This is a genomic window from Cyanobium sp. BA20m-p-22 (genome assembly GCF_024346275.1).
In the GTDB taxonomy this organism is placed as follows: Bacteria; Cyanobacteriota; Cyanobacteriia; order PCC-6307; family Cyanobiaceae; genus Cyanobium_A.
Genome location: NZ_JAGQCQ010000043.1, coordinates 1 through 16246 on the forward strand (window position 1 = coordinate 1; position 16246 = coordinate 16246).

Annotated in this window: 19 protein-coding genes; 8 read left to right on the top strand and 11 right to left on the bottom strand. The window is 54.1% G+C overall.

Annotated features, from left to right (window positions below; genetic code table 11):
• Together KBZ15_RS05515 and KBZ15_RS05520 are read left to right on the top strand one after the other, a co-directional pair.
• The coding region (locus KBZ15_RS05515; RefSeq protein WP_255014025.1) for a DUF2252 family protein at positions 1–833 on the top strand (833 nt) is incomplete at its 5' end.
• A gap of 117 nt (positions 834–950) precedes the next feature.
• The gene (locus KBZ15_RS05520; RefSeq protein WP_255014026.1) at positions 951–1244 is read left to right on the top strand and encodes a DUF1778 domain-containing protein; all 294 of its coding nucleotides are present in this window, start codon (positions 951–953) and stop codon (positions 1242–1244) included.
• A gap of 838 nt (positions 1245–2082) precedes the next feature.
• On the opposite strand, the gene KBZ15_RS05525 is transcribed toward KBZ15_RS05520, so the two are convergent.
• Positions 2083–2616 (bottom strand): hypothetical protein, encoded by a 534-nt coding sequence (locus KBZ15_RS05525; RefSeq protein ID WP_315859852.1) that lies wholly within the window; start codon positions 2614–2616, stop codon positions 2083–2085.
• Between the two features lie 2 nt (positions 2617–2618).
• A complete protein-coding gene (locus KBZ15_RS05530; RefSeq protein WP_255014028.1) occupies positions 2619–3284 on the bottom strand; it encodes a 20S proteasome subunit A/B in 666 nt (221 codons plus the stop codon).
• Between the two features lie 1176 nt (positions 3285–4460).
• Here KBZ15_RS05530 and KBZ15_RS05535 point away from each other — a divergent pair.
• Positions 4461–4697: a helix-turn-helix domain-containing protein gene (locus KBZ15_RS05535; protein WP_255014030.1), complete on the top strand. Its 237-nt coding sequence runs from the start codon at positions 4461–4463 to the stop codon at positions 4695–4697.
• Positions 4698–4735: 38 nt separating this feature from the next.
• Positions 4736–5980 carry a type II toxin-antitoxin system HipA family toxin gene (locus tag KBZ15_RS05540; RefSeq protein ID WP_255014032.1) on the top strand — a complete coding sequence of 415 codons (1245 nt, stop codon included), beginning with the start codon at positions 4736–4738 and terminating at the stop codon, positions 5978–5980.
• A gap of 449 nt (positions 5981–6429) precedes the next feature.
• Here KBZ15_RS05540 and KBZ15_RS05545 read toward each other — a convergent pair whose 3' ends face one another.
• From KBZ15_RS05545 to KBZ15_RS05555, 3 genes are all read right to left on the bottom strand, one after another.
• Positions 6430–6633, bottom strand: a complete 204-nt coding sequence (locus KBZ15_RS05545) for a hypothetical protein (protein WP_254931828.1) — start codon at positions 6631–6633, stop codon at positions 6430–6432.
• A 93-nt stretch (positions 6634–6726) separates the two neighbouring features.
• A complete protein-coding gene (locus KBZ15_RS05550; protein WP_255014035.1) occupies positions 6727–7608 on the bottom strand; it encodes a bile acid:sodium symporter family protein in 882 nt (293 codons plus the stop codon).
• A 1178-nt stretch (positions 7609–8786) separates the two neighbouring features.
• Complete coding sequence (locus KBZ15_RS05555; protein ID WP_255014037.1) at positions 8787–9224, bottom strand: hypothetical protein; 438 nt, start codon at positions 9222–9224, stop codon at positions 8787–8789.
• A 555-nt stretch (positions 9225–9779) separates the two neighbouring features.
• Here KBZ15_RS05555 and KBZ15_RS05560 point away from each other — a divergent pair.
• Positions 9780–10775 carry a carbamoyl-phosphate synthase gene (locus KBZ15_RS05560; RefSeq protein WP_255014055.1) on the top strand — a complete coding sequence of 332 codons (996 nt, stop codon included), beginning with the start codon at positions 9780–9782 and terminating at the stop codon, positions 10773–10775.
• Between the two features lie 323 nt (positions 10776–11098).
• On the opposite strand, the gene KBZ15_RS05565 is transcribed toward KBZ15_RS05560, so the two are convergent.
• On the bottom strand, positions 11099–11884 hold the full coding sequence (locus tag KBZ15_RS05565) for a transposase (protein WP_255014039.1): 786 nt from the start codon (positions 11882–11884) through the stop codon (positions 11099–11101).
• Between the two features lie 210 nt (positions 11885–12094).
• On the opposite strand from KBZ15_RS05565, the gene KBZ15_RS05570 reads away from it, so the two are divergent.
• Positions 12095–12547: a thermonuclease family protein gene (locus KBZ15_RS05570; protein ID WP_396123408.1), complete on the top strand. Its 453-nt coding sequence runs from the start codon at positions 12095–12097 to the stop codon at positions 12545–12547.
• A 159-nt stretch (positions 12548–12706) separates the two neighbouring features.
• Here the strand turns inward: KBZ15_RS05570 and KBZ15_RS05575 are convergent, their stop codons facing one another.
• Complete coding sequence (locus tag KBZ15_RS05575; protein WP_255014042.1) at positions 12707–13006, bottom strand: hypothetical protein; 300 nt, start codon at positions 13004–13006, stop codon at positions 12707–12709.
• 306 nt (positions 13007–13312) lie between these two features.
• On the opposite strand from KBZ15_RS05575, the gene KBZ15_RS05580 reads away from it, so the two are divergent.
• Positions 13313–13483 (top strand): hypothetical protein, encoded by a 171-nt coding sequence (locus KBZ15_RS05580; protein WP_255014043.1) that lies wholly within the window; start codon positions 13313–13315, stop codon positions 13481–13483.
• A 123-nt stretch (positions 13484–13606) separates the two neighbouring features.
• Complete coding sequence (locus tag KBZ15_RS05585; RefSeq protein WP_255014045.1) at positions 13607–14005, top strand: hypothetical protein; 399 nt, start codon at positions 13607–13609, stop codon at positions 14003–14005.
• 41 nt (positions 14006–14046) lie between these two features.
• Here the strand turns inward: KBZ15_RS05585 and KBZ15_RS05590 are convergent, their stop codons facing one another.
• The 4 genes from KBZ15_RS05590 to KBZ15_RS05605 all read right to left on the bottom strand — a co-directional run.
• Positions 14047–14427, bottom strand: a complete 381-nt coding sequence (locus KBZ15_RS05590; protein WP_255014047.1) for a hypothetical protein — start codon at positions 14425–14427, stop codon at positions 14047–14049.
• Positions 14428–14596: 169 nt separating this feature from the next.
• Complete coding sequence (locus KBZ15_RS05595) at positions 14597–14914, bottom strand: hypothetical protein (RefSeq protein ID WP_255014049.1); 318 nt, start codon at positions 14912–14914, stop codon at positions 14597–14599.
• Entirely contained in the window at positions 14901–15149 is a 249-nt protein-coding gene (locus tag KBZ15_RS05600) for a hypothetical protein (RefSeq protein ID WP_255014051.1), read from the bottom strand. Before KBZ15_RS05600 ends, KBZ15_RS05595 begins: the two co-directional genes overlap by 14 nt.
• Before the next feature lie 914 nt (positions 15150–16063).
• The coding region (locus KBZ15_RS05605; RefSeq protein ID WP_255014053.1) for a hypothetical protein at positions 16064–16246 on the bottom strand (183 nt) is incomplete at its 5' end.

Genomic DNA, 16246 nt, shown 5'->3' on the forward strand with positions numbered 1-16246 from the left:
ACGCTTACATCAACGAGCTGGAGCACCCACCGCTACGGCAGCACGTGCTCAAGGTGAGCGCCAAGGCCAAGGGCCGCACCTGCATAGAAGCGGCCGACAAACTTTGCGTACGGGGACCCGGCGGGCAACTGCAACTGCGTCATGACCCCCCGTTGATCTGGCGCCATGCCCTGTTGGATCACAGCTGGACCGCCGACATCGACTGGCGCGATATGGCCCAGAAGCATTTGGATCTGTACCTTTGCTCCGTCCCGGCCGAGGTACGCCACAGGCTTCAGCGATACCACCTGGTGGATGCGGCGATGAAGGCCGTGGGCGTGGGTTCGGTGGGTACCCGCTGCGCCATCGGCCTGTTTGTGGGCCCCCACCCCGATGACCTGTTGATCCTCCAGAGCAAGCAGGCCGAAGCCTCGGTGTTTGAGCCCTATGCCACCACCCCATCACCCGATCACCACGGCCAGCGGGGGGTGATCGAAGGCCAGCGGCTGATGCAGACCGTGAGCGACCCGTTTCTGGGATGGACGAGCAGTTTGCAGAGGGATCTCAGTTACTACTGGCGCCTGCTGCGCAACTGGAAAGGTTCGGTGGACCTGGCCAGCCTGGATGCCAAGGGTCTGGAGCTCTACGGCGAATTGTGTGGTCGGGCTCTGGCCAAAGCTCACGCGCGTTCGGGTGATCGCATAGCGATCGCGACCTGGCTGGACGCCGGCAAGGTCTTTGACCAGGCCCTGGAAGCCTTTGGCTTACACTACGCCGACCAGGCCGAAAGCGACTACCGGCTATTCATGCAAGCGATCAAGGAAGGGCGCCTGGAAGCCAGCATGATCTTCTAAAAAGAATCGGCTGCTGTGCAGGCTGCTGTGCAGGTTGTTGTGCAGTAGCTGGCACGCCGGCTGGGGTTAAGTCGATGCCTTGGTGATGATCCAGGGGCTAGTGGAGGGGCCGGCCCCATGAAGGTGGTGCCGTTGCGGCTGACACCAGGGGCCAAGCAAAGCCTGCAGCGGGCGGCGGCGGCGGCCCAGCGCAGCGTCACCGACTTCGTGCTGGAGAGCGCCCTGGCTAGCGCGGCCGAAACCCTGGCCGACCGGCAGAACTTCCAGCTTGTTCCGGAGCGTTGGGAGGCATTTGTGTCGGCCCTGGTTGCACCTCCCCAGGCGCATCCCCGTCTGGCGCGGTTGCTGCAGGAACCCAGCGTGATCGAGGTGGGAGTTGCCGCAAAGCCAACCGCTGGTGGCGCTGGGTGAGCCGGTATCGGATCGAACCACTCCAGGCCAGCCATTCCCTGGAGAGCTTTGATTGTGGCGACGAAGCCCTGAACCGCTTCTTGATTCGTTTCGCCCTGGTGAACCAACGGACATGTACAGAGCAATCTGTTGAACGGTGAGAGGAGCAGGCATGGCCCGGTGCCCTGCGCATGGCAACCGGATTCAGCTGAACCCATCCAGAGCGGTCAACCTGTTTGGCGCGACCCCTCAACCAGATTGTCGTCGGATAAGGCCTCGGCGCCGCCCTGCTAAGGGATGCCATCGGCCCCACATTGGCGGCTGCAGACATCGCCGGCATCCGCGCGCTGGCTGTCCATGCCAAGAACGAACGGGCACGAGGCTTATACGAGCATTTCGGCTTCCCGACCTCGCCGAGTGATCCGCTGCACTTGTTCGTGTTGCTCAAGGATCTGCAGAGCATGTCCCCTATCTAGTTTTGCGAAGGGATAAGTCATGGTGCAAGGAGCACATTCAGCCCCTTTGAAATCAGTCGCTGGCTTGATAGATCGGTGGTGATGTACTCGGCTGGGGAAGGCCACCGGGTTGCGCAGTAGGAGGTTGCCGAGCTGCTCCAGACGCGGAACATCGCTCATTGACATCACAGGCCCTTGGCGCAGTAGACGCCGAATGAACACCATCCAGACGGGCAGATGTCTATTTTGGACAGGGGTGCAGCGATTGCTGCGCCTGGGCAGTGCCAGCATTCAACGATGCGATTGCAAAGCCGAATGCGTTTGCAAAGCCAAAAAGTAGGGAGTTTTGGCCCATGGACTCATGAGCAGGGGCAGAGATTGACGCGGCTCAGCCATCCGATGCATCAATCGCAACCCTGCACGGAGATCCGATAGCTGAAGCCCACGGCCGCTGGCCTGGTGGTGGAGCCCACCCGGAAGTTCATCAGATTGGTGCGCTTGCCGGGCACCGCCTTAAACGGGCCGAACTTCCGGCCGGTCCCTGGCTCGAAGGTGGGCGTTTGGTTTACCACCTGCAGGCTGGTGCCATCGGTGAAGCGCATGAACGCGGCCACCGGGAAGGTGGCACGCTCGGTCGAGGCCGACGTGAAGAAAAACTGATAGCTGCGGAAGTATCGGTCCACGATGAAATCCGTGTTCCAGTTGGTGCTGCCAAGCAGACGATCCGGGCCGATCCGTTTAGAAACCACCGGCTCGCCGCTTCCGCCGAGCGGCATCAGAAAGCGGCAGCCGGCCTCGGCGCTGCTGCTGCCGGCCGCGACGGCCACAACCGCGGAGAGCACGATCGGAGGGATCAGGCGCATTGAAACCATCATAAGAGGCTGGTATCCAGGCAGCAGCATGACAGCCTCCAGCGGGGTCGGAAGGCCGGCACGCACCGTCAAACGCGGGCCTGGTTCTGTTCCCAGATGAAGCTCGGTAGCCGGTGCAGGGCTTCCCGCTGGATGCTGCTCCAGGTGTTGATCATGGCTGCCAATTCAGGCGCCTCCGCCTCGAACGTGGCGCGATGGGCCACCGTGTGCCGATCACGGGGTACGATCGCCAGCTCGAACGGCGGGCCAACGGTGAGGTTGGAGCGGTAGGTGAGCACTTCCGAGATCAAGCAGAGCCGGCCGGCATCCTCCAGCGACAAATTGATGTTGCCCACATTGTCGAGCGGCGGTTTTCCGTATTTGGATTCACCGATCTGTAGATAGGGGGTCTGGGGGGTGGCCATCACCGCATTCCCCTGTGGATACACCATGAACAGACCATGAGGTTCGCTGCCGATCTGCCCCCCCAGGATGAAGCTGGCCTCTGCGCTGGTGCCCGCCTGCTTTAGGGCAGCGCAGTGTTTCTCCTGCACTGCCACGCTCACCGCGCCGACATAGGCGGCCGCTTCAAACAGGTAGTGACAGGAACGCAGATCCTCGTTAGCGCTGGCCTGGCTGCCAATCTCCAGATCCAGATCCCGCTGGATATGGTTCACCACTGCCTGGGTGGTAGCGAGATTGCCAGCAGCTAGAAGCACGAACAGCCGGTCGGAGGCCGGCTGAAATACATGCAACTTGCTATAACTTGAAATATAATCAACTCCTGCATTCGTGCGGGAGTCGGAGGCGAAAACCAACCCTTTCTCCAGCCAGTAACCGATGCAATAGGTCACCCTGAATAGTCTGCAATAGCTCCAAAACCCTAGCAGTACCCGCAGCCATTGCATCGGCACCATTGTCAGCTCCCCGTTCGGCGCCATGGCCGGCCGTAACCGCCTGTTCTAGTTTTTCCTCTGGGGTGAATCAGATCCCTATCGCCATCCTGGAGTGCGTGATGATCATGATTGCGATAAATACCTCATGGCGATGGGGAAGCCTGTGAATTCCTTCGTTGACTTGGGTCCTAGGTGTACGGGAATAGGTACTGCCGAAAGCCACTCCCAACTGAAAAAAGATGTACTTTGAAGTTGAGGGGAGGCCCGGTAGCCAACCCGACCCTCACCCTCCAACAGAGTCCGGCCAGGGATCACCCGAGCCGGTGCACGCAACGGAGGTGCGAGTGTTTCATCAGAGTGAATGCGATGGCATGGCGCGAATGCCATCCCGAAACCGCAGAGAGCAATACGCCAGTTCTGGTTCCCGCGTTCTTAAATCTTGGGCTGCTTAACCCGAGCCGAGATCACAACCGAGAAGGTCAAGCCTCGAGTGCCCGGTGTCAACTACGTAGGCGCCCGCCTACCTAATTGTCGCCGTGCACCTCGAGCATCTCTTCTCCCAAACGTGATCCCTATTCCTTTCCTGCCAGGCCCCAGACAGGTGATCAGTGCACCCACAGACACCCGACCGGCTGACCTTGTGTGAGGAGGTACTCGCCGCAACCGGTGCTAAGGCGCCCCCCACGGGGCGCCTCTCAAATGACCTGCTGCAGCCCGATTGCACCGCAAAGGTTGAGTAGGCGCGCAGGAGCAGGAGTAAGCCTGCGAGGTCATTGGTGGCGGGCGGCTTCACGCCCGTGGTGTGCAACCAGGCATGAACGTTGCTGAATGCAGCGTCAGCGCCGCAGCGTCGAACCCAGCTGTTTTTCGTGCGAAAGAGTGGAGGCGCGCTTCCACCTTCAGGGCGGGTCCCTGGCAAGACAAGCCATTGCCCATCCCCTGGCTAGCCGGATTCTCAATACATATTTTTCATTGGTAATCCTGTTATTGTGCGTTTATTGAGATTCTGAGTGAGGCATTGCCGCAAGCGAGCAGGTGATCCGCGCTCCCGCCCAGCTAGGGACGTTGCTCAGGGGTGTGCGGCAGCAGCAGGGCCTGAGCCAGCAGGATTTAGCCCTCAAAGCCGGTGGCACGAGCCAGGCCAGGCTGTCCCAGCTCGAGTTGCAGCCCGGGCGCCTCACTGTGGAGCGGCTGCTCTTAATCCTGGCGGCCCTCGACCTCGAGTTGGTGGTGCGGACGCGACAGATCTCCAGCGAGCCAACCGAGTGGTGAGGGGAAGGCCAACGCATGCGCGCTCCCTGGCGGTGTGGATGAACGGCATGCGGATGGGCACCTGGTCACTGCCGGCCCGAGGCCCCCAGGAGTTCAGCTACCGCGAGGCCTGGCTCCGCTCGAGTCAGTTCCGCCCGTTGTCGCTGTCGCTACCTGCTGGCCTCGGGGCCAGCACCCTCAGAGGTACCGCCGTGGAGAGCTGGTTCGACAACCTCCTGCCCGCAGCCAGCACCAGTGCCTTCGATCTGCTGGCCGCCATTGGCCGCGACTGCGCCGGTGCCGTGCAGCTGCTGCCGCCGGAGCAGGAGCCCAGTGGCATCGATCGCATCAAGGCCAGGCCCCTGAGCGACCAGGAGATCGCCCAGCGGCTGCGCACCGTCACGGCTGCACCAGCGCCAGGATCCCTGAGCGCTGAAGCCGATGAGCTGAGGCTTTCCGTGGCAGGTGCACAAGAGAAGACAGCCTTCTTATGGCACAACGGCCAGTGGTGCGTGCCGCTGGAAAGCACGCCCACCACCCACCTGTTCAAGCTGCCGATGGGGATCATCGGCGAGGGGCAGATCGACTTCAGCACTTCAGTGGAGAACGAGTGGCTGTGCAGCAAGATCCTGTGTGCCTTCGGTTTACCAGTGGCGCCGAGCGAGATCGCCAGTTTTGACGGGCAACGCTGCCTGATCGTTGAGCGTTTTGATCGCAAGCTCCATGCCAGCAGCAGCCATTGGTTGTGGCTGCCCACGGAAGACTGCTGCCAGGCAACCGCCACACCGGCCACCAAGAAGTACGAAAACAATGGCGGGCCAGGAATGGTGGCCATCGCCGAGTTGCTGGCTCAATCGTCAGAACCCAGCGACCTGGCAACCTTCTTCATGGCACAGGTGCTGTTCTGGATGCTGCGCGCCATTGATGGCCACGCCAAGAACTTCAGCCTCTTCCTCAACCCCGGCGGGCGCTTTCAGCTCACGCCGCTCTACGACGTGCTCTCGGCCTGGCCGGTGATCGGTCGCCGCAGTGGCCAATGGCCACAACAGAAGCTCCGGATGGCCATGGCCTGGCACGGTGAAAAAGGCCGCTACACCAAGCCTCTGGAGATCACAGCCCGGCGCATGCTGCTCACCGCCAAACGACTTGGGCTCGGTGATGCACAAGCCCTCCTGGACGAGTTGATCGCCCAGACTCCAGCAGTGGCAGGCGTTGTGCGTTCACAATTGCCGACTACCTTTCCTGCTGGCGTCGCCGATCCGGTGTTGTCGGGTCTAGAGGCTTCAGCAACTCAGCTCGTTTAGGCGAAGCGGCTGCCATCGGGGCTAATGAAGCTCACCAGGGGTTTTTGCTGCTGATAAGGCCCAGGCCCATGAAGCGTCAAAGAGCTGTTCCCAGACCATCGGGTCACGGTGGTGCTGAGAGAGGGCGAGTCGGGTACCTAGTGCCCGCAGCAGCATCGGCGGCAGCGAAGTGGTCGGCTTGCCTGTGATTTAGGAGTGGCTTGACCAGCAGATCGCCTAGCTTATCGCAACCAGAGTTGCGACTGCCTGAGGGATGGGATTGGCCCAATTGAAAGACCTAAATTATTGTCCAAGTGCGCCTTTCAGAGACGTCATGGTCTCTTGTGAAATACTCACTTAGCTTTTTTGAGTTGGCGCAGACCGAGTGCGGTCAGGCTTGTGCTGCAGCACCACCACTGGTATAGCTGTATTTAGGGGATTGAAAACAAACGGGCTATCAACCATGCAATTTATTTAGCAAGCAATTCCTTAATACGATTCGACTGGGAGCCAGCAACGCGGGCGGAACCATCGGGACTCAAGCTGGGCCCCGGCTGATAGCGGGAGGGCTGGACGTCCTTCACACGTACGGCGTAGACGTGCAACCCGATCGCCAGGCCCAGCAGGAGCAGCAGGCTGAGGGCTGAGCCGTGGCTACGGTCATGGCTGGACATCGGCATCATCAATGGTGCTAAGGAGTCGGACCATGGGTACGGAGCATTACCAGCTACTTTACCAGTGTAAGGGTCCTCGAATTGGCAAGTAGTTCAGTGCTTAAAGCTAGATGAGCCACGGCTTGCTTGCCTGCCATAAAGTATGGCTCCGAAGCCAGTAAAGTACATAAACAAACTATAAACAGCAGCGGGCACAGCCATGTCCGGGTTGTTGAGCAGGCCAGCTGTGATGGCGATCGCCAGCGTTCCATTTTGGATGCCAACTTCAATGGCGATAGAGATCTGTTGAGCTGGCGAAAGCCGAAATACCTTTCCAGCGAGGAATCCTGTTAGCATTGCCAGTAGGTTGAGCAGCACTATGCCGGTTCCCACCTGCACCAAAAATCCTGGAAGCTTACTGCTCTCACTTACTAGCAACAGCACAATAATTAGAGCCAATAGGCCTGTCGCAAGGCGGCTCATTTGCTTTTCTAGGCGACGGGCTGTGTCAGGGAACTGTTGACGAATGGCCATCCCGATCACGGTGGGCAGCAAGGTGATCAGGAAGATTTGCAGCATGGTAGATCCAATCGGCAAGGCGATCTCAGCATTTGTACCCAGGAAATACTGAAGTGCTAGATTTGCAAAAAGTGGAATCGTAAATACGGTAATAACGCTGCTGACTGCCGTTAGTGACACCGATAGAGCAACATCACCCTTTGCCAGGTAGGTAACGAGATTAGAGGAAGGACCACCGGGACAGACTGCCAAAATAATTAGGCCTACAGCTATCTCCGGCTGCATGGGAACGACCAGGGCGATCAGTGCCCCAATCAGCGGCAGCAGCAATATCTGGCAGACTGTGCCCACCGCAACTGCTTTGGGATAACGCGTGATTCGCTTAAAGTCCACTGGAAGTAGACTTAGCCCCATGCCTAGCATGACAATTGCCAGTGCCAGCGGCAGCAAAATAGCGGTGAATAAGTTGCTCTGCATCAGTGTGTACAGTAGAAATTGACAGTAGAGGATGTTGTGGTTTTGTTCGGGTCAGAGACTTATTGTCCGAGTCCCAAATTGCCACGGGCATCATAATTGAGTATTGATCTCATGACGTATTTGCGTCTATTGGCGTTGTTGTAGCGCCCGTATGCCATGGCTAAGCATATGATGGTTGCTTTTACGGATTCAGTCACTTATGGAGGGCGAGCCTCGTGCAGTGTTTGTATCGGCTTCTCCCGGAGGCTTGAGGTTGGGGCGGAAACTAATATTGCTAAGCAGCTGAACAGCTGCCAACCGTGCTCATTTTCAACCATCCATGCTCTGGGGCCGCTAGTGAAATTCCACCACTTGCGCTACCGCTCCCAGCCTGGCGGCACCGACTCCTTTGGGTGCTGAGTTGTACTCATCGCTCATGCCCCACCCGGCCCCTCATCAAATACCTGGCACCTTGCCGTAACAAGCGTTTTGCCGGTAAGCCCAGCCGAAACCTGCTCGCATCCGCCGGTGGCCCGGCTTGTGACCAACGCTGAGGGCGCAAGGTAACGGCTGCAGATAGTGGCGTGAGAGGTTGCTGAAAGTTCGCTGGGGGCTGGCTTCAGGCCCATTAGTCAGCCCCGTTGCCAGGCTTGTCGTCGTCATCGTCATCCCGGCTTGTCGTCGTAATCACCGAGGCTGCGGAACATCAGTCCGCCACCCGCCGCAATCATCACGATGTAGGTGGCCAAGGCCCAGAGGGGTGGTGGGCATGAAGGTGAGACGAATGCTGTTGAGCACCCCGACTCCTAAAGCGGCCACAGATCCCCAGACAAGGAGGTTGGCCCAGCGCTTGTAGGTCCCGGTAAACAGCAGGCAGACGCCAATGCCCAGGGGGATCATCAGCAGGCCCATGCCAGGGGTGCCGAAGGGGACCATGGAGCCATCGCCGCCGTAACGTCCCCAGCCGCCACCGCGGTAAGTGAATCCGATGTCATCCCCAAGTTCAGGGCAGACACAGCAGCCCAGGCCCAACCTGCGCAACGCGCACCTACCAGCCAGCATTACGGCGTCAGCCCTGAGCGCCATGCCCCAGTTCGCCGTGTTTTTCGCTACTGGGTGGAGCAGCGGCCCCGTTAGGCATTAAATGAAGAGCCCGACTGCGCAGTCATTACCGCTAGGGCTGGCGAATTGACGGAGGCTTAAGGATCGACGCGGATCTCCCAGCCTGAGAGCACCGTGGGCCGATCTCCAGGGCCGCGGGTGATCGTGTAGGCGAAGCGGCTGCCATCGGGGCTGATGAAGCTCACCAGGGTCTGACCGTAGGGATAGACAGCCCTCCCGATGCAGTCGGGGCTCACGTTGTAGGTAGTGCGCATCGAGCCGGTGGCGCCCCCGGTGCCGCGGTAGGTGAGTTCGACGCCACCTTTGCCGTCGTACACCTCACGGCCGGCTTCGGCGTAGGGCTTGCCATCCAGCATGCCGACCGAGCTGTAGAGGTAAGTGCCCTTCAGGGTTGCGTTGTTGCAACGGCTGGATGGGGCGGAGGGCTGTTCCGCCCATGCGGCCGGGGCCCAGACCAGTGTCAGCAGCGATACCAACAGGGCAGGCAGGGTTAGCAGACGCAAACGGGCAACCATGGAAATGGAGCGAGGTTTCCTCCAGGCAGCATGACGGACCGTGGGCTCTCTCCCTTGCATGCCCCCTTAACAGCAAAGGAAGCAACGGAGAGGGTGTCCTTTTTAGGCGGACTCAGGGAGACTGCACTGGAACCTATTTACCAGTTAAGACGCCTGATACACCAACAAATACACCAACACTTTATCTGGTTTCGTAACGGATGAATGAGGACTCAAGACCCTGGTTCAGCCATCCCACCGCAGAATGCCTCATCCACCCTCAGGGCACCACCCCTGCCGCACCTCCTGCCGTGCCACCCACTGAGAGCACCGCTTGGTGAGGTGCTCGCCCTGGGGAATCAGGCCCTGTTGCCCCAGCGGCAAGTCATCAGGCAGCCGATCAGCTCGTGTGCCACCACATCGGCGGGGCGGGCGAAGATGGATTGGGGGGAGGTGCTGGAGTTGTGGGGGTGAGCGGGGCTCTCATCCTGCTGTCAATCCCAGCACTGACCACCTAAGCCAGACACCGCAGCAAGTTTGCGCCAAATTGCAGCAACGAATTTCTTTGGAATTCACTTGCTGTCCTCCATCCGCCTTGCCCTCTCCCTCACGGGAACCACTGCCCTGGCACTGGCATCACTGCCTCTTGCCATCAGCCCCGCAGCAGCGCAAGACCCCGAGGCTCCCAGCACTGAAGCAGCAGACCTCGGTGTGATGGGCGTCAACCTCAAGGATGCCGTCAAGCTCAACTACGGCTTCCAGGGGGCTCTACAAGGCGCTGGAACCCCTAACCAAGCAGGGCTTGGTGCCTTCATTCCCCTAAAGGTCAGCAAGAACAGCGTTGCCTTTATGGATGTGCTGGTGAATGCCAACTTCAATGACTACGGCAACTACTCCAGCATCATCAATACAACCGTTGCTGGAACCACCTTCTCCACCTCCACACGCCTGGGCTACCGCTGGCTCAATGGCAACCGCTCTTGGATGTTTGGCGTCAATGCGGGCTATGACAGCCGTCCAATGGCAACGGGACCTGCTGATACAGGTGTCACCGTTACGAATTCTCAAACGGTCTTCTTTCAGCAGGTGGCAGCAAGCCTAGAAGCAGTATCCAACTCCTGGAACTTCAATGCCTATGCCCTGGTGCCTGTTGGCACCACCAACTCCCAACTTAATAGCGTCTACCAGGGCGGCACCCTAGATACTTTTGGGCTTGATGTTGGTTACAGCATCACCCCTGATTTAAGGGCATCTGTTGGCTACTACTACCAAGACGGAGACCTGAATACGGCTGATGGTTCAGGCGTTCGGGGCAGGCTTGCGTACAACCTGACCAATGGTCTCACCGTTGGCGGTAATCTCTCCTACGACCAGGCATTTGAGACTAGGGTCTCGGCAGATCTCAAATATCGCTTTGGCACTAATGGTTATGGAGCACCAAGCATTAGAAAGCAGCAGCCAGTTGTGATGCCTGTAATTCAGGCACTATCAACGACGCCAGCCAATCGGGATGTGCGGGTGCACGATGCATGCACCACCAACGGGTACCATACCAATTGCTCCGAACCATAAGACACCGCATAAGACCCTCCCTGCATCATTAACACTGCCGCCCCTACACCGTCAAGGACAATCATCATCGCTAACCACCAACCAATGAGAAATCCTCCAATAACCCTACCCCGTCAAGCCTCTGCCACCACAGGGGCTTTTTAATTCTTCAATCAAGCCCAAAGCACCCAAAGTGCCCTCCAATACCTGGCACCATCTCCCACCTCCACCGCCAATCTTGAGCCGCTTTCCCCGTCAAAACAAATCCCAAATAATTGCACCCACAGCAAAGCCAGTCGCCTCCATATTTCACCACTATTGATACATCTATTTCCCCAACGCAACTACCAAATACTTCGCCCTCTGTCGCCATCACGGATGCCATTGGCTCGTCTAAATCTCACTGCTATCTGGTGCCACTCTTCAGGGATTTGACTGAGGCGTAAATCAAATGCAAAGGGTAGTTGCATTTGCCCTGGTGATATTCGCTTGTTCTTGCTTCTGCTGCTTCCGCTGGTCTCAACCAGCCGCTTCAGCATCCTTGAGCCCCAGTGACACTTAGGTGCTCCCTTGGCGTGATGGCGATACTTCTGGCAGAAACGCTCATAACGCTTGGAGCATCCCTTTAGTGTTGGTGCCAGGGTCAGGAAACTTGGGTGCCATTCACTGATGCCATCGCATTCCAACCTGCCGTAGTGTCCGTAGTTGGAATAGGGGTCATAAAATCCCCTTCGCACTCCTGCCGCTTTGGGATTGGCGTGGATATACCTGAGTGTATTCAGCGCACGTTTATGGTCTTTAGGAGCAATGGCAGTGGCGTAATACCTTGCCTCCCAGAAGTGCCCGCAACGCCCAGTAAGGCGGTTGAGTGCCATTGCTGAATACCAACCCACCCAGTGCATCAAACGGGGCAACTGGGAGGCATCATCTGGGCGCAGGAGCAGGTGCAGGTGATTTGCCATCAAACACACCGCATACAATCTGTGTGGCACCTTGGTTTGTGCTTTGGCGAGCACTGCCAGGAGCACATCCCTTCTCAACCCCTTGGCAATCAGAAACTGACGGCTGTTGCACCTGAGCGTAATGTGAAAGGAATGCCCCTGCGGTAGATGGCGTGGGGAACGGGGCATTGGCGGGTCTTGGGTTGGAGTTGTGGGGGTGAGGAAATGAGGTGGGCGTTCCTGCTGGGTGGGTTGCTGCTAGTGGCGGCACCCGCTCACGCCGCTTCTGTCCTGTCCGTTGGTGATGGAGACACCATTACCGTGACCGAGGGCAGCAGGCGGATCAAGGTCCGCCTTGCCTGTATTGATGCCCCAGAGACCTCCCAATCCCCTTATGGGATGGAGGCAAGGAAAGCACTACAGGTTCTACTGCCTGTCGGTTCGCAGGTGACCCTCAACAGCAAAGCGACGGATCGCTATGGGAGGAGCGTTGCCGAAGTCCTCAAGGGCAGCACCAACATCAACCAGTCCCTGGTGGGATCTGGGAATGCCTTTGTCTATTGGCAGTACATCGGCGGGTGTGACCGGCAGACCTACTCCCGACTGGAAAACGATGCCCGTCTGAAGGGTGCTGGGGTGTGGGCAGTGCCTGGAGGTATTCAGCGCCCATGGGACTACAGACGGAGCAGGAGGAGTGGCAGTAGTACGTCTTCAGGTGGTGGTGGGACTACCAGTGGTAAGTATCGGTGTAAGGAGATCGGGTCTTGGGAAAAGGCACAGGTGCTCCTTAAGCAAGGACACACCTACCTTGACCGTGATGGAGATGGTGAGGCGTGTGAGGCACTGAGATGACTATCAACATTGAATATCAAGTCAAAGTACACCTCTTCTGAACTGCCCCCTACTTACTGGTGGTTCCAAGAGGGAGTGGCACAGTGCCGTTCATCACCAGTAGTTCCCTCAAGAAACCTGTACCACTGATATTGCCTAAAAATATCAGGGTAAAGACGCTTACATATTCACTATTTTGTCAGCAATCGCTCTTCTGAGTTCTGAAAGCACATGGGACTTGTTAATACCTTCACAATAAACACAGTCGCTGTTATTGAATTCACTATTCTCAAAAAACCTATCAAGTTGGTTCATGGCCGCCTCCTGGCAACTCTCTAAAAGACCGATTTTCATACCGTCATAATCCTCATACCACGATTGCTTGAATTCTTCTTCAATTTTTTCTTCTTCAGAAAGAAAACTCTCAAATGCCGCCCTATCTTCAATAAGCATTTCAGTCCGATCACTTAGGTTTTTCATTTAGCTTCTTAAACATTATTACTTTACTAGTATAGCATAGAATGTATATTCTTGTCAAGCACATAGCGACCTCCCTGATCATCCCTGTTCGTCCCCAGCAATAATCCAGTCCTTGCTACATGACCAATGGGCAATTTCGGTTACTTACAGAACTCAAAGCAAAAAGTGGGATTGAGACAGATCTCTTTTAGTATTGAGAAGCACTTTAGCGTCGCCTATATCGCTGGACCCCCACTCCATTAAGTGTCTTGGAGGGGTGTGTAGCAGCATCGGCGGGTCTGAATCTGGAGTTGTGGCGTTGATCAAATGACAATCAACATTGAATGGCAGGACCAACAAGGTAAATGGCATCACTTCCAAACCAAACAGAATCAGGCAGATGCCTATCTGGTTGCTTCTCGCCGGGCATCATCAACTGGGAAAAGGTATCGCCTGGTAGATGATGATGGACGCTTGATTGACTTGATAGATTTCTAACATAGAACCAGCAGACGGGCCTCCGGTGAGCGATTCAGAAGCTTGACATTCGCTCCATTTGGTGCTATAATAGAGTAAGCCTTCACGGAAAACCAGAAGGATGTAAACAATATTGGTACTATTATGAAACCAAAAAATCCAGATACTATTAGCAAGAAAGAAAAAGTATTTCCCGGGTACTTGTTCAGTCAATACATCGTTAAACAAAAAGATAGCGAGGAGGACCTGGCTATTCTTAGTATTTTAGACAAAACACATCTTGAATCAAAAATCAGCACAGTCAATAGCGATATTGAGTTATTTGGAGCCTACCTGTCCGAACTACAAGCATACAATTCTGATGAGTTCTTTGAAATCCTAAGGGGCATACATGATTTGTCAGTAGATATTCTTAATATCAAGGTCTGCCCAAGCCTGCATACTGTGATACCCCATAGAGACAGTGAGCTTGAGATTATTGGGACATTAACTGAAGATTCTGATGAAGAATCAATTCTATGGTCACTTGTAAAAATTAAATAGATTCACGAAGACCCTGCCATTAGGTGGGGTCTTTTTTATTGTCACGACAAATCATTCCAGTTTCCGCTTTTATCATAGTATCCAGAAAATTTTGAACGCTTGCTAGGATTGTAATTACGTGAATATTGAATGGGATAGCGTTCACCACGATTATTAGTAAATTGGTTCCCACTGCCGCTGACACCAACAGTCCCTTTGGCTCTGGAACGTTCACTTTTAAATTTTATATCATCCCATTTAAGCCCCAATGATTGTCTTAGCTCCGATGATTTTCGTTTGGCAGCTTCAAATCCTTGAATATTAGTTGCCAGCACCGCCCCCGTTGATACTTTATAAATGTAGAATGTTGAATCCTCAGACAGATTGAACCATTCTTCCATAAAATCATAGATATCAACTGGCTCACAGGTGGCCTCCGCCAAGCGACTCATCAGCATTTTAAACGTAATCATATTTCCTCTTTAAAATAGTTTCTTGTTTTTAATCACAGTTTCAAAGTCACTCTTGATCCTTGCTTCCAAATATTCTAAAGGTGTTGAATACTTGGTCCTCTGGAGAATCTCATCAATTAACTTCTCAGTTTTTGGATTTTTAATGCTTATCACGTTCTCTCCCTCTCTGTAAGCACTCTCTAATTACCCTCAGCCTTCTCCTGGCATCTTGGCGATCCTCATAGGTGTAAACACCTTGTTGTGGATCATATGGATTGGTGGGATGAAACTTCATCCTGTTCTTGTGATGTGTTTCAGGATTGGTTGGATCAATTGATTTCCAATCTTCAAACGCTGGATCAAATTCAACATCTTTGAGGAAATTTTCGGACTTTATCTTATCCCTGAGTTTGGTGATATAGCTTTTGTCTTCCAAAAATCCCTGATATAAGAGGATCACGAAGTCACGGAATAACATTATCTTTCTCCTTTAAGGGAAATGCTGGACCAGTATTAAATATTTCTTCCAACCTATCACTAAAACTTTGATATTCATCTTCAAACATAATCAATTGAAGATTCTGAATTTCTTCATTGATAAATTTATAAATTTTTCTAAGGTCAGGATCTATTCGGTAACCTGATGCATCTACAGATTCTCTTTCTTTGTACAGATAGTCAAGCCTTGCTTGAAGTAGCTTCTTATTGTTCATTCTAAATATATGGTGAAGGAGACTTAAGCATTGAGTATGCACTCCTAATAAAATGTTTATGTAGATCTGATCTATTAAAGTGATAGAAATCCATAAGTTCTTTTTCCATAATCAGGAGATTCTTTTCATTGAATTTATACGATATATGAGTTTTTGAGGGAAGTAGTGTAGCATTACTCTGTTGAGTAATTGGGTCAATAAGTGTAGATGTTTCCATTTGGTATTTTTAAGTTTCTTTGGTATGATGGCTTAGGGGTGATTCAAGAGTTGATTTATTTGGATATTTTAAATCAATAAAAATGGAGTAGTTAACGGATCTAAAGGATCCCTGGAGTTATTCTGGATTGTTTTGCTGTTTACCTGATTTATTTATCAATTTTTTATGTTGACTTCTTGTGGATCACTTGGGGTATTAATCGTTAACTTCTCAAAGATGATACTCAAGGTTGAATCAAGATACTCTTGAGATCAAGTTAAGTGTACAATTATAGTTTTGTAGTAGATATTTTGTTGAACCTCTCACAAGGTTATTATACAGGGTTTTGGGCATCTTGTCAAGCCCCAGTGGAATTTAGTGTCTCTATTCTCTTTCAACCTTTCACAAGGTTATTTATTGTTTTTAGAATTTCAGATTTGACAGATCCTGAGAATTGGTATATAATGGTTGAGTAGACAGCGAAATATTCGTATGAGCATTGAAGAAAATTTGATCCATAGCCTTAGCCCAGGGTTGCTTCATTTCAGTTCCAGAAATAATTCATTTAGATTCCACTGCCCTTACTGCCAGGTTGGCAAGAAGAACAGCAAAGGAAAACCATTTTCTCCAGGTGATGCCAAAGGCTTCTTGTACAAGAAGAATGGTGGATGGAACTTCAAGTGTCACCGTGAGAGGCACTGTGGCCTTGGGATGTCCTTCACCACTTTCCTTGAACAAAACTTCCCGAATGAGTTTCTGAAGTATGTTCGCCTTCGGGAAGAGCATGGAACTTCTGGATTTCAAACCAACTGCCCAAGCCTTGTGACGGCATTGCAAAGACAGGGTTCATTTCCGAATCATCCACCGAAGTTTCACGATCCAACCCGGGCAAAAGAATGCA

Coding starts and splice junctions, on each gene's coding strand:
- KBZ15_RS05580 (WP_255014043.1), top strand. CDS start 13,313: ATGACAATCAACATTGAATGGCAGGACCAACAAGGTAAATGGCATCAC.
- KBZ15_RS05550 (WP_255014035.1), bottom strand. CDS start 7,608: ATGCAGAGCAACTTATTCACCGCTATTTTGCTGCCGCTGGCACTGGCA.
- KBZ15_RS05575 (WP_255014042.1), bottom strand. CDS start 13,006: ATGAAAAACCTAAGTGATCGGACTGAAATGCTTATTGAAGATAGGGCG.
- KBZ15_RS05595 (WP_255014049.1), bottom strand. CDS start 14,914: ATGTTATTCCGTGACTTCGTGATCCTCTTATATCAGGGATTTTTGGAA.
- KBZ15_RS05565 (WP_255014039.1), bottom strand. CDS start 11,884: ATGCCCCGTTCCCCACGCCATCTACCGCAGGGGCATTCCTTTCACATT.
- KBZ15_RS05540 (WP_255014032.1), top strand. CDS start 4,736: ATGAACGGCATGCGGATGGGCACCTGGTCACTGCCGGCCCGAGGCCCC.
- KBZ15_RS05585 (WP_255014045.1), top strand. CDS start 13,607: ATGAAACCAAAAAATCCAGATACTATTAGCAAGAAAGAAAAAGTATTT.
- KBZ15_RS05570 (WP_396123408.1), top strand. CDS start 12,095: ATGGAGGCAAGGAAAGCACTACAGGTTCTACTGCCTGTCGGTTCGCAG.
- KBZ15_RS05520 (WP_255014026.1), top strand. CDS start 951: ATGAAGGTGGTGCCGTTGCGGCTGACACCAGGGGCCAAGCAAAGCCTG.
- KBZ15_RS05545 (WP_254931828.1), bottom strand. CDS start 6,633: ATGTCCAGCCATGACCGTAGCCACGGCTCAGCCCTCAGCCTGCTGCTC.
- KBZ15_RS05600 (WP_255014051.1), bottom strand. CDS start 15,149: ATGAACAATAAGAAGCTACTTCAAGCAAGGCTTGACTATCTGTACAAA.
- KBZ15_RS05555 (WP_255014037.1), bottom strand. CDS start 9,224: ATGGTTGCCCGTTTGCGTCTGCTAACCCTGCCTGCCCTGTTGGTATCG.